This window comes from Marinobacterium nitratireducens, from assembly GCF_014645375.1.
Taxonomy (GTDB): Bacteria; Pseudomonadota; Gammaproteobacteria; order Pseudomonadales; family Balneatricaceae; genus Marinobacterium_A; species Marinobacterium_A nitratireducens.
The window spans coordinates 73,271-85,878 of sequence record NZ_BMLT01000012.1; the positions used below are offsets into that span (position 1 = coordinate 73,271).

A 12,608-nucleotide genomic window follows, 5' to 3' on the forward strand; every position below is an offset into this window, starting at 1 on the left:
GTTGTTATTGACAGGGAAACGACTGCACAAATGAGAGCCCTGCCGGGCTTAGCACCACTCTCCCAGAATCGCCACTAAGGCGGTTTGACCCTTGTTGGTCAGGGTCTGGGTGATCGGACCGTCATGCCAGATATGCGAGCCTGGCGAGAATGAGATAACCCGGCGGGAGCCGCCCGGTTCTGCGTATTCCACGTTCGCGTCGGAAATGGATACCGTCAGGCCGGAGAAGCCATAGGTAACCGGCCCGGTCGTCTCGCCGGGTTCCAGCTTGATCATGTAGAGCCGCAGCCGTTTGGCCCCGGACAGGTTGTCCAGCAGGCTATGGAAAGGCGCCTCCAGTGGCGCCTCTGCGACCGTCTCGGGCAGCTTTTTGACCTCCGCTCCGATCATGTGCATCGGACCACTGCCGTCATTGCGCACCCTGTGAATCAGGGGCTCGCCCTTGTGCGGCCGGCACAGTGAAAGTCCCGCCGGAAGGTTATGCACCTGCGCCTCTTCGGCTTGGTAGCCCTGGTCATGAACGATGACGTCGCGGACGGTGACATACATCGTGTCTTCATCGTGCCGGTGATAAAGCGAGTGCTCTCCCGGCGCGAAGCGAACGTCATAGACCCGCACGAACTCATTTTCGAAGCGGTGGAAATGCTGCGGCTCGTCGATGACATCCACATAATCGCCAGCCAGTTCTGCATCGGCACTGCGGCCCTTCAGGTAGCGGGGGGCCCGGGTGGTGGTATCCATGGTCTGCTCCGTTCACGCCATTTGGGGAAGAGGGTTTTTGTGCTGCACGTCGAGCGCGGCCGCCTGCCGCCGGTCGCGTACTGCGGCGAATTCGCCGAGCCGGTCGAGCGGGTAGTGTTTCGCGGCCTGTGCTTCCAGCAGATCCAGGGTCCGGCTATCCACCGGCGGCAGGTCCATGGCGGCGAATAGGCTGCCGACGATCTTCTCGACCATTTCACGAATTCCGCCGGCGCCACCGCCGAAATGGCACGCCAGCATCGGGCCGATGGAGGCCAGACGAACGCCGACCGAGTTCAGCACGACCTTGTCGATGCCGTCGATGTCGACGACGCCTTCACCCACGAGATGTATCGCTTCGCGCAACATCGCCATCTGTAGGCGGTTGACGACGAATCCGGCAACCGGCTTGTGCAGGCGGACCGGAACCCGGGCGTTACTCTGGTAAAAGGCATTCACCCGGTCGATAAGCGCCTCGTCGACACTCTCGGTTCCACAGACTTCAACCAGTGGCATCAAATGCGGGGGATTGAGCGGGTGGCCGATAAGAACGCGGGCCGGATTCTGCATTTTTTCGCCGATATTCGCGGGCGGGATCCCGGATGTGGACGAGATCAGCAATGCATCCTTGTCGGCAATGGCTTCCACTTCGGCAAAGATATTCTGCTTGAACCCGGGATTCTCGGGCCCGTTTTCCTGCACGACAGTGGCGCCTTCCAGTGCCACTTCGAGTGAGCCGTGAAAAGAAATGCGGCCCAAGGCAACATCGACCTCGTCGGTGAGCTGACCGATCATTCTGCGCAACGGCGCTATCGTATCGGATTCGAAGCCTTTTCTGACGTCGAACAGCCTGACCGAGTGCTGATTGACCGCAAAGAGTGCGGACCAGGCTATACCGATGGTTCCCGCTCCGATAACGGTGACGGTTTGACTGTTTTCTGACATTCTAAGGTTCCTGTACCAGGTTACGGGACGTCTCTGCTGAGGTTACGGTTACGACTGGAAGTGTCATTGTTACAGCGACGTCCGCCCGTATCTGTACGAAACGTCACAATGTGTGGAGGGGGGACTGCGCGACGGACTCGCACAGCCGGAGCCGAGCGCTGGATAGCCATACCGAACACCAAGGCCTTTAAAATAGGCCCCGATTTGCGCCCAAAATATGACAATGTGTCGATAAAAATTCGAATATGAAGAAAGTTAGCGCGCTGCACAGCTGGGTCGACAATCTTCCCACCGACGTCCGGGATGCCGTCTTGCAGCGTATGCGTCCCCGGCACTACGGTGACGGAGAAGCCGTTTACACCCAGGGAGAACAGGGGCGTGAGCTTTATCGGGTCGCGAGTGGTCTGATACGTTTCTGCCATTTCACCCTGAGCGGGAAGGAATTTCAGTCAGCGGTGTTTCGCCCGGGAGATTGCTTCGGCGAATTGAGCATGATCGACGGCCTGTACCGAGCAAACAGTGCATACGCCCAGGGGCCTGCTGAACTGCTGATATTGCAGGAGCATGATTTTAAAGCGCTCTATGCCGCGCATCCCGAAATTGCCGTTCAGATAAACAGACTGCTGTCCCATCGACTGCGGATGGCCTACTCCTTTATCGAGGACGCCAGCTTGCTGGCGATTCGCGACCGCCTGGTTCGACTCTTGACCCGCCTGGGATACAGTGTCGGAAAAGCGGATGCGCAAGGGGCAACAGTCCTGAAGGGTTTCACGCATGAAAACCTGGCGCGCATGCTCGGCACCACCCGTGAAGGTATCAGCCGGGAGTTGAAGCTCCTGGAGGACTTGGCGCTGATACGCCGAAACTATGGCAGGATCGTTATTCCCGATATCCAGGCACTCCTGGAGCATTGCGATGTGCTGGGCGTTGGAGAGATCATAGTCCCCTATTACGAAGAGTAGTGACCCAGTTCGGCGCCCGGCCGCATCAGGCGGCTCGGGACCGAGGTATCAGGCCGCCAGGCCCTATACGGAGTTACGCCCAGATTCATCGGGCGGATGCGCCCAGCGCCGGCGCGACTCCGGCCCGGCGGTCGTCGATGGGAGCACCGGGGACCGGGTCAGAGCAGGGCTGCCAGCATCAGGCCACCGAGCAGCCAGACCAGCGCCACCATGACCAGACCGTTCATCACTTTCTCGGACAGCGGCGCACCGTCGTGATGGTGATGATGTTCGCCTTCGCCATGGTGCTCGCAGTGACCGCCGTCGTCGCCGTTGTCGCCGTTGCCTGCGGATTGCCTGGACAGCACCACCAGCCAGGCAGATACGGCGATGAACACCAGATTCAGAACCAGGCCGTAATCGACGCGGAAAAAATCCCGTTCGGTAATCGCCGCTCCGCTCGCCTGCGGCAGCCGGTCGAACAGCGCGAAGCCATAGTGCAGCAGCAGCGATACGCAAACCAGCCCCGACAGCAGCAGCACCAGGATGTACAACGCCATTTTCCAGCCGTAGTAGGCGGCGTTGATGCGCAGCACCGGCAGCACCACCATATCGGAAAAAATAAACGCCATGACGCCGGCGAAACTGACGCCGCGATCGTACAGCAACGCCGCCAGGGGGATGTTCCCCATCGAACCGATAAAGGTGAAGAAGGCCGCGACCGGCCCGATCAGCGTCTGCGCCAGCACCTCGAAAAAGCTGGCATTGGCGCCGGTTTCACGACCGGAACCGACGAACAGAGTCTGGAAAAAACCGTCCGGCACGAAGGCTGCGATAATGCCGGCAACGGTAAAGCCGACCAGCACGTCCTTCCATACCATCTGCCATTCCATCACATAGGTGCGGCCGATCCGGCGCCAGCCCTCCCGTGAACGGATCTTGTCGCGCCAGCCGCCGTCGGCCTGTCCGTCCTGCTCCTCATCGCCGTCAAGTCTTTGCCGTGCCTCGCGAATCAGCATCTTCGGGCGCGTCAGCCTGACGAACAGCCAGGCAAACAGAATCAGCAGCAGCCCTCCGAGATACTCGCCGACCACGAACTGCCAGCCCAGAAAGATCGCTATCACGATACCGAGCTCGATGACCAGATTGGTCGATGCCAGCATGAATGCCAGTGACGGCACCAGGCCAGCCCCTTTCTGGAACAGCGCCCGGGTCGTCGACAGCGCCGCGAAGCTGCAGGAGCTGGACACGAAGCCGAACAGCGTACCCAGCGCAACGCTGCGCGGACCTGCCGTGCCCATTGCCCGCTGCATGCGCTCCTCGGTCACCAGCACCTGGATCAGACTGCTGATCAGATACCCCAGCACGAATGCCCAGAGCGCGCTCCAGAAAAAGCCGCTGCTGATCACGGCCGCCTGATGCCACTGCTGCAAAAGTGTCGTCATAGTGCCTCTGATGCAATGGGGTTCGCCGCACGCCGGCGTCAAAGTCCCTTAACCATAGCGCATCGCGGGATTGCGACGCCCTGCTGCCGTCAGACCCGCAGCAGCGATAGCCCGAGGCCTGCGACGGCGCCGATCACCAGCAGTAGAAAGCCTTTTCCGACCGGTGCCCGCAGCGCCTTGCCACCGACCACGACGACAATACCCAGTTTGAACAGCAGATTGGCGACGAACGCCACCACCACAGCGATCAGCGCGACGCTGGCGGATATGTTTCCCAACGAGTAAAGCCGCAGGTTCGACACCGTTATGGCGTCGACATCGGTCAGGCCGGAGAGGAAGGCGACGATATAGACGCCGGTATCGGAAAAGACATCGTTCATCCAGGCGACCAGCAGCAGCACCAGTGCGAAGCTGATGGCAAAACCCACCGCCACCTTCAGCTCTGCCGGGTTGCCGACTTCCAGCTCCGGCAGCTCGGATTGCGTACTGCCCCCGCCCAGCCGGCGATACATCAGCACCGCGTATACCAGCCCCGCCAGGAAGCCGGCGATGAGCCAGGGCAGCATCGGTCTAAGAAGCGAAAGCTGCAACACCGCCACGACGATGCCGATGCGGATGAAAAGCGTCAGATGGGACAGCAGGATAATGGTCGCCGACAGCTCGGTGAACCCGCTCTGACGTCGACAGTAGCGGGCGTAGATCAGGGTGGTGGCAGTCGTCGATACCAGTCCCCCTAGCAGCCCCAGAACAAGGATGCCGGTTTTGCCGCCGAGCAGCCTCAGCACCACGTAGCCGGTCAGGCTGATGGCGCTGATCAGCACCACCAGCCAGCCGGTCTGGTACGGATTCAGGACCGCATAGGGACCATAGGTTTCATCGGGCAGCACGGGCAGCAGAATAAACGCCACGGCGGCGAACTGAAAAAACGATGAAACGTCCCTGCGGGTCAGCCGGTGGGGTACCTCGTGGAGTTCTTCGCGGTAGTACAGCAGCGCGGTCATGGTGATCGCCAGCGACGCCGGCAACAGCTTGTGATCCCCCCACAGCATGTATCCAAGCCCGAAGGTGAGGATGGCCGCCAGTACCGTGGTGGTGTCGGGTTCATCCGAACGTGACTTGAACTGCGCCACCAGCAGGCTGGCGATCACCAGCGCCAGCATCAGCAGCACGAAAGAGGGTCGCTCAAGCTGCAGGCTGACGTAGCCGCCGACCGCGCCCGAGAGCGATATCAGGGTAAAGGTGCGCAGCCCCGCAATACTCTCGGCATGGCGCTCCCTTTCGAGACCGACCAGAAAGCCGATGCCAAGGCTCTGCCCAAACAGCAGCAGATGCGCCAGTTGCTCGCCGTAATCGCCGTTAACGTCCGTTCTCCCTGTTGCACAGGCAAGTGCCCGCTATCAGCGCTCCCGGGGCGGCCATTACCGCGCCGGGTCCCCGCACCTTGCCCCGCGGCGGGGCTATTCGGTTTCACCAAATTCCGAGCGGATCTCGAGTAACGCCGGAAGCGAGTCGACAAAGTGTGGTACCAGCCCCGGATCGAAGTGGCTGCCCGCCTCCTCCTGCAGAAGCGATACCGCACGCTCCACCGGCCAGGCATCCTTGTAGGGACGTTTGGTCGTAAGCGCATCGAATACGTCCGCGATTGCAACGATGCGCCCCTCGAGGGGGATATCCTCGCCCCTGAGCCCCTTCGGATAACCGCTGCCGTCCCACTTTTCATGATGGGTTTGCGCGATAACGCTGGCCATCTTCAGCAGCTCGGAGCCATGGTCGCCGATAATCTGCACGCCGAACTCGACGTGTTTCTTCATCGTCTCCCACTCATCGGCATCGAGCTTGCCGGGCTTTAGCAGCACGCGGTCCGGAATACCGATCTTGCCGACATCGTGCATCGGCGCGGCCTCGAACAGCCGTCGGGTCCACTCGTCGGGCATGCCGACCGCTTCAGCGAGGATTCGCGAGTAGTGGCTCATCCGAATGACGTGCCGGCCGGTTTCGTTATCCTTGTATTCAGCAGCACGACCGAGGCGGCGAATGATCTCCAGACGGGTCCGGTTCAGTTCCTCCGTGCGCTCAAGCACTTTCTGTTCGAGCGCACGGTTCTGATCGTACAGCGCCAGATGGGTACGAACCCGCGCCTCGACAATGGGCGGGCTGACCGGCTTGGTGATGTAGTCCACCGCGCCGAGTTCGAAGCCAAGCTGCTCATCGGCTACTTCGCTCCTGGCCGTGACGAATATCACCGGGATGCCGGCGGTCCTGGGATTGCTTTTCAGTCGCCGTATGACTTCGTAGCCGTCCATTTCGGGCATCATGATGTCGAGCAGGATCAGATCCGGCGCGGGGGTGCGTTCGGCAATCTGCAGCGCCTTGGCTCCGTTCAGCGCCGCCTTGACCCTGTAGCGCGACCGCAAAATGCCATTGATGATATCGATATTCTCGGGTGTATCATCCACAACCAGTACGGTTGCTGCCCCGTGCTCCTGATTCATGACGCCTCCACGCGTACCCGGCTCCACCCCCGATCCGACCCACGTTCGGGACACCGACATTTTAGCTTTAGTATAGAAACTTCAGCGCCGCGAACGAGCTGCGACCCTGCCGCCGGCTGGAGGCCGGAGTGGCAGCGTCGCAGGCGACCGAAGACCGACCACCGGTCGTCGGGCTCTGGCACTATGGCGCGCGACGGAACGGTCATGCCGACCCGGAATAGCCAACCCCTTCGGCGCCACCGCTACCCGAGGGCGGACCTCAGTGCCGAGAGCGCCTCGCCGGCCTCGTCGAAATCGTACTCTTCGAAGCACCTGGCAATTCGGTTCAGTGCCGCACCATGGCGCCCCATGCCCGGTAACGCGCGCAGGGTATCAAGCACCTCCACCGCCTGGGTATCGCTGTCGTCGATCAGCTCGCCGAGCTCGTCGAGCAGCGCCACGGCGCGGTCCCGGTCAACAGGACCCGACTGCCCGGCGCCCTCAGGAGAATCCGCCTCCTGCTCGCTACCGAATCCATCGAGCGCGGTCATAACCGTAGTCAGCTCCTTAGTCACCGGCTCAAGCAGCGCCTCCAGATCGGCCGGAGGCCGCTTCTCCCTGCACGCTTCCTCCAGCGTCGCCGCTGCGTTTTGAAGCCCCTTGGCACCCACATTCGCCGCAACGCCCTTGAGGGTATGCGCGAGCCGTTGAGCCAGGTCGGGGTCATCGGATGTCAGCGCAGCGAGAAAGCGGTGCTCGAAGTCACGCTGCCCGTTTCTGAACTTGAGCAGAAGTTTTCGGTACAGCGGCAGATTGCCCTGGGCGACGGACAGCCCCGACTCTGTATCGATACCGGACAACTCCGGCAGCGGCGTTTCCTGCTGCGCTTGCTCGGCGGGCTCTTCAGCCATCCCGGCGGGATCGGACGGGACTATCCACCTGGCCATCGTCGAGAACAGATGACTGACGTTGATCGGCTTGCTGATATGGTCGTTCATGCCGGCGGCAATGACTTTGTCACGGTCTCCCACCATTGCGTTGGCGGTCATCGCCAGGACCGGGAGTTTCGCCCATTTGTCCTTAGCGCGGATCTGGCGCGTGGCCTCGTACCCATCCATCACCGGCATCTGGCAATCCATAAGCACGCCGTCGAAATCGGCTTTTTCCAGCCACTCCAGGGCCTCCAGCCCGTTATTGGCAACGTCCACACGCAGCCCGTTGCTGGTCAGCAACTCTAGCGCCAGCTCCTGATTGACGTCGTTATCCTCCACCAGCAGTATGCGGGCGCCCCGCAGCTTCTTCGCGGCTTCATTTTGGCTGCTGTAGCGTCGCGCAGCCGTGGTGATGCCGACGCTTTCACGCCCGAGCGCCACCATGATGGCATCGAGCAGGCTGGAAGGCGTTACGGGTTTACCCAGAAAGCCACTGACCCGAACCCCGTCCGCGGCCTGTCTTGCCTCTTCGCGACCGTAGGCGGTCACCATCACCAGCGCCGGCAGCTCGGGCAGGCGGTCATCGTTCTGAATCGCCCGCGCCGTTTCGATACCATCAAGACCCGGCATTTTCCAGTCGAGCAGGACCAGCCGGTAAGGCCTGTTTGCGTCCTGTCTTTCCAGCAGACGCAGTGCGGCCTCGCCGCTCCGGGCCTCGCTGACGTGCATGCCGAAAGACTCCAGCATGGTGCGCATGACCTCCCTTGCGGCAGGATTGTCATCCGCCACCAGTACATTCATCTCGCCCAGTATCGCATCCTCCGTGACCGCCGGCTCAGCATGGCTCTGCTTGCGCAACCTGACGTTAAAGTGAAACCGACTGCCGCGCTCAGGCTCACTCTCGACCCAGATTTCACCGTCCATCTGCTCGACGAGGGTTTTGCTGATGGCAAGGCCCAGGCCGGTTCCGCCGTACTTGCGGGTAGTGGAAGAGTCGGCCTGTGTAAATGCCTGGAACAGCCTTCGCTGCTGCTCTTCGGTCATGCCGATGCCGCTGTCCTCGACGTCGAACTGCAGCCGGGCCTCGTCTGCGTTGTCGTCGATGAGGCGCACCCGAAAGACAATCTCACCGGCGTCGGTGAACTTCACCGCATTGTTGCCCAGATTGATCAGTATCTGCCCCAGCCTGAGCGGATCGCCGATAAAAGCCGTGGGCATCTTCGCCGGCATGTCGAACAGCAGTTCCAGCTCTTTTTCCTCCGCCTTAAGGCCCACCAGGTTGGCGAGATTGTCGAGCACGTCCTCCAGACGGAAGGCGATGGTTTCGAGCTCGAGCCTGCCCGCTTCGATCTTGGAGAAGTCGAGAATGTCGTTGATGATTCCGAGCAACGACTCGGCCGAGCGGTGCACCTTTTCAATGTAGTTTCGCTGCTGACGATCGAGATCTGTCTGCAGCGCCAGGTAGGACATGCCGATGATCGCGTTCATCGGCGTACGGATTTCATGTGACATGTTGGCCAGAAAGTTCGACTTCGCCCGGGTCGCCTCTTCCGCTACTTCCTTGGCATTGGCAAGTTCCATCTCCGCACGCTTGCGCTCGGTGATATCCCGCGACAAACCCAGTACGCCGTCTTCGCCCTGCCCGGCGGCAATGGAAAACGGCACTTTCATGGTGTCCAGCAGTACCTGACGGCCATCCGGGTAGGTAACCCATTCCTCGTTGCGGCTGATTTGACCTGCCTCCGTCATCGCCCTGTCGTGCTCGCGGAAACCGAGCGCCACCTCCCGGGGAAAAATATCGAAATCCGTCCTGCCGACGATCGCGTCACGCTTCAGTTGCAGAAAGTTCTGGAACGCCTCGTTCACCTCGATGTAAACGCCTTCGCCATCCTTGGCGAAAACAAGATCGGGGATATTGTCGAGCACGGCCCTGAGCAGATTTCGGCTTTCCGCCAGCGCTCGCTGCGCCTCCCTGCGCTCCGATATATCACGCAGCGAGCTTGCCAACCGCATGCCCTCGTCAGTCGGGATCGGACTGACGCTGACCTCCACCGGTATACGCCTGCCGCTTTTGGTCTGCGTCTCCAGCTCCAGACTCCGGCCGCGAGACCGAGAGGCCGTCTGGTCGCGGACGAGCGACTGATAAACGTCTCGGCCGGCATGCCATATCGTGGGAATCAGCAGCTCCACCGACCGGCCGATCATTTCCGTACGATCGTAACCGAACAGCTCCTCCGCGCGCTGATTCACCATGGTAATAAGACCCTGCTCGCTGGTAACCAGCATGGCATCCGGCGCAGACTCCATCAGCGTATGGAACTGCTCCTGACTTTTCTGCAGCTCCGCCGTGCGTGCTTCGACCTTGTCTTCGAGTTCATCGCGGGCGCGCAGCAGCGCGCGGTTGGCCCGGTCGCCGATCCAGGAGTTGAGCGCCATCAGCCCCAGCGCAAGAAAAAGCGAAATACCGAGCACCGAATACAGCGTGTTCCTGGAGACGCGGTAACCGGCCAGAGCCTCCGCCTGATCGATTTTCGAGGCGATGCCGATCCCGAGCTGCGGATCCCACAACCAGGCACTGAGCACCGGCTCACCGAAGTAATCGCGCTCCCCCGTCAGCCGGAGCCCCGACGTCTGCGCCATGATGCCCCGAGCCACCGCGGTCATGGGCAGTTCACCCGGTGCCGGCCGGGCTTCGTCCAGGCGCCTGCGATCCTGCCCGGGATCGACCAGGGGAAGGTTGAGGATGGACGACTGCCCTTCCCGCAAAAGGCCTGCCGTCACCAGCTGCTCTCGCAGCCGGCTCTCGGAAATCATCACGCCTTCCCGGTTCACCGCATAGGACTCGCCAGAACTGCCGATGCGTCCCTTGGCCAGAATGTTGGAAAACGCCTCGCGCGGGTCCATACGTGCGACAACGGCGGCAATTGTGCGCCCCCTGTAGTCCCTGACCGGCGCGGCGAAATAGAGACTCGCCCGGCCATCGTCGCTGTCACGGCGGGGCGGAATGAATACCCCCCCGGCTTCGTCAATACGATCGAAAATTTCTTCCTTCACCGACGTCACCGGGAAGCCGTTGTCGAATACCGGAGTTCCGTCGGCCAACACCATGGCCAGCTGCCAGTTGCTGTCGCTGAGCCCGGGCTCGGCCAGCAGACTTCTCAGGTTCGCCCGAAAGTCCCGGGTGCCGGAACCGGCGCCGCCCACTTCGGCAAACAGTGTCCCCAGATCCGACTCGCTGGCAATCAGAGACACCATCTGCAAACGCGAGTTGATCCAGTAGCGCAGGTTGTCATGGGTTGCATGGAGTACAGTCTCGAGCGCATCGCCACTTCGCTGCAGTGCGATATCTTTCTCGCGCTGCAACGAATACCAGGTCACGGCCATGATCAGCACCAGTATCGAGCAGATGGCGAGATTGCCGAACAGGCGCAACATACCGGACTGATAGAACTGCTGCGCATCCCCTGACCGTCGCCCTAAAAGCCAGGCAATCAGCAGAAACACACCGGCCAGTCCCAGGGTGATGGCGACCATCCGGAACAGCGGCAGCACCTCGCCGTGCTGCACGCCCGAGGCCGGGGCGCTCAGCGCCAGATCCGCATCGATCCATCTATTGCGAATGGCATCCCGCTGGGCCGGGGTAATATTCGCCAGCGCCCTGTTGAGAATATCGACCAGCTCCGGCCAATCCTTGCGAACGCCAATCCCAAGTACGTATTCATAAGCGGTGTTGAAATTGATCTTGAGGTTGTCGATGCCAAGACTCTTGACCCTGTCGAGCGCGGTAAACTGGTTGGCCAGCATACCGTCCAGAGTGCCGTCCGCTACCTGCAAAAGACCGTCACTTATGCTATCGACATGCACCGGCGCGACATCCGGGTATTGATCGCGGAGCCAGCCTGCAACCGCATAACCCTCGATCACGCCCAGTTTCAGCTCCCGGAACGCCTCCAGCCCCACGAGCGATTTCGTATCACGGCGCGTGATAACCGAGGTGGGTATGTTCAGGTAAGAGTCTGAGAACAGAAACCGCTGGCGCCGCTCAGCGGTCTGCGACAGACCCGGTATGACGTCGACCTCGCCCCGCTCGAACGCTTCCATGACCGCTTGCCAGCTCGCCCTTGGCCGGTACTCGATCTCGACGCCGATCTGATCGGAAATCAGGCGCATGTAATCGGCCACAAGGCCCCGGTATTGCCCCTGGCGATCGGCGTATTCGAACGGCCGCCAGTCGGGATCGCCGCCGATTCGCACCACCGGATGCTGCTGAATCCAGCGCCGCTCATCCGGTGTCAGCGCAACATCGCGCGCGCCCGCGCGCTCGACCGGGTCTTCGGCAAAGGCCGGCACTACTGCCGCTGCCAGCATAAGCGTCAGCCAAAGCAACAGGCCGCCAAACCGGTTCCTTCCCGCCTTCGGCGACCTCATGGCGGTGCCTCCGCGGCCGCAGATACGGCGCCGAATCCGTAGCGCTCCAGGATGTCGCGATAGGCGGGCTGGGTCAGAAAATCGTCAAGCGCGCTGTTGAGGCCGTCGCGAAGCGCCTCTGCCTGGGGGTAGCGACGCGATATCGCAATCGTTACGGGCAACTCGAAAACCGGCGGGGCCAGCACCCGAAAGGCCCGGGACACACCCATATCCCGCGCCTGGTGCTGAAAAAACTGACGATTGTTGAGTGCAATGTCGAACTGACCCGCCAGCAGTCCTCGCAGCTGATCGGACGAACTGTTGACGCTGACCCTCTCCAGATCCTCTGCGTTGTCGAAGGCGGGCCCGTAGGTCCAGCCAAAAATGGCGCCGAACCGGTAGTCCTTGAGCTTTTCCAGATCACCGTCATAGCGGATCGGACTGTCCGCCCGGACGATCAGATCCTGCGTTTCGACGATATGCGGCGTGGTGGTGAACAGCGCAACCTTGCGACGCTCTTCGGTGGCGGTCAGGTTGACCGTCAGATCCTCGCGGCCGGCATCGAGTTCCGCCAGCAGCGTACGCATACTGGGCAGCTGCGTGGCCTCGACGTCGTACCCGAGCTCACGCAGCAGATGCTCGACGATTTCGAACGAGACACCCCTGAAATCGCCATTGTCGTCGCGGTAGTAAAACGGCGGATAGTCGTCCGGAATTGCCACCTTCACG

Annotated in this window: 8 protein-coding genes; 1 reads left to right on the forward strand and 7 read right to left on the reverse strand. The window is 61.3% G+C overall.

All coding sequences use genetic code 11. The features are described from left to right. Positions 1 to 48: 48 nt before the first annotated feature. Both IEX85_RS19910 and IEX85_RS19915 read right to left on the reverse strand, forming a co-directional pair. Positions 49 to 741: a cupin domain-containing protein gene (locus IEX85_RS19910; RefSeq protein WP_188862380.1), complete on the reverse strand. Its 693-nt coding sequence runs from the start codon at positions 739 to 741 to the stop codon at positions 49 to 51. Between the two features lie 12 nt (positions 742 to 753). Next, positions 754 to 1,683, reverse strand: coding sequence for a 3-hydroxyacyl-CoA dehydrogenase NAD-binding domain-containing protein (locus IEX85_RS19915; RefSeq protein WP_188862381.1), 930 nt, complete (start codon positions 1,681 to 1,683; stop codon positions 754 to 756). Between the two features lie 245 nt (positions 1,684 to 1,928). Here IEX85_RS19915 and IEX85_RS19920 point away from each other — a divergent pair, with 245 nt between their 5' ends. Then, positions 1,929 to 2,645, forward strand: a complete 717-nt coding sequence (locus IEX85_RS19920; protein WP_188862382.1) for a Crp/Fnr family transcriptional regulator — start codon at positions 1,929 to 1,931, stop codon at positions 2,643 to 2,645. Positions 2,646 to 2,803: 158 nt separating this feature from the next. On the opposite strand, the gene IEX85_RS19925 is transcribed toward IEX85_RS19920, so the two are convergent. From IEX85_RS19925 to IEX85_RS19945, 5 genes are all read right to left on the reverse strand, one after another. Next, complete coding sequence (locus IEX85_RS19925) at positions 2,804 to 4,069, reverse strand: permease (RefSeq protein WP_188862383.1); 1,266 nt, start codon at positions 4,067 to 4,069, stop codon at positions 2,804 to 2,806. Between the two features lie 89 nt (positions 4,070 to 4,158). Continuing rightward, positions 4,159 to 5,406 (reverse strand): MgtC/SapB family protein, encoded by a 1,248-nt coding sequence (locus IEX85_RS19930; RefSeq protein WP_308425673.1) that lies wholly within the window; start codon positions 5,404 to 5,406, stop codon positions 4,159 to 4,161. A 120-nt stretch (positions 5,407 to 5,526) separates the two neighbouring features. Continuing rightward, the gene (locus IEX85_RS19935) at positions 5,527 to 6,561 is read right to left on the reverse strand and encodes an HD-GYP domain-containing protein (protein WP_188862385.1); all 1,035 of its coding nucleotides are present in this window, start codon (positions 6,559 to 6,561) and stop codon (positions 5,527 to 5,529) included. A 242-nt stretch (positions 6,562 to 6,803) separates the two neighbouring features. After that, entirely contained in the window at positions 6,804 to 11,900 is a 5,097-nt protein-coding gene (locus IEX85_RS19940) for a response regulator (RefSeq protein WP_188862386.1), read from the reverse strand. Further along, a complete protein-coding gene (locus IEX85_RS19945) occupies positions 11,897 to 12,607 on the reverse strand; it encodes a substrate-binding periplasmic protein (RefSeq protein WP_188862387.1) in 711 nt (236 codons plus the stop codon). Before IEX85_RS19945 ends, IEX85_RS19940 begins: the two co-directional genes overlap by 4 nt. Position 12,608: the final 1 nt, after the last annotated feature.

Coding starts and splice junctions, on each gene's coding strand:
- IEX85_RS19910 (WP_188862380.1), bottom strand. CDS start 741: ATGGATACCACCACCCGGGCCCCCCGCTACCTGAAGGGCCGCAGTGCC.
- IEX85_RS19915 (WP_188862381.1), bottom strand. CDS start 1,683: ATGTCAGAAAACAGTCAAACCGTCACCGTTATCGGAGCGGGAACCATC.
- IEX85_RS19920 (WP_188862382.1), top strand. CDS start 1,929: ATGAAGAAAGTTAGCGCGCTGCACAGCTGGGTCGACAATCTTCCCACC.
- IEX85_RS19925 (WP_188862383.1), bottom strand. CDS start 4,069: ATGACGACACTTTTGCAGCAGTGGCATCAGGCGGCCGTGATCAGCAGC.
- IEX85_RS19935 (WP_188862385.1), bottom strand. CDS start 6,561: ATGAATCAGGAGCACGGGGCAGCAACCGTACTGGTTGTGGATGATACA.
- IEX85_RS19940 (WP_188862386.1), bottom strand. CDS start 11,900: ATGAGGTCGCCGAAGGCGGGAAGGAACCGGTTTGGCGGCCTGTTGCTT.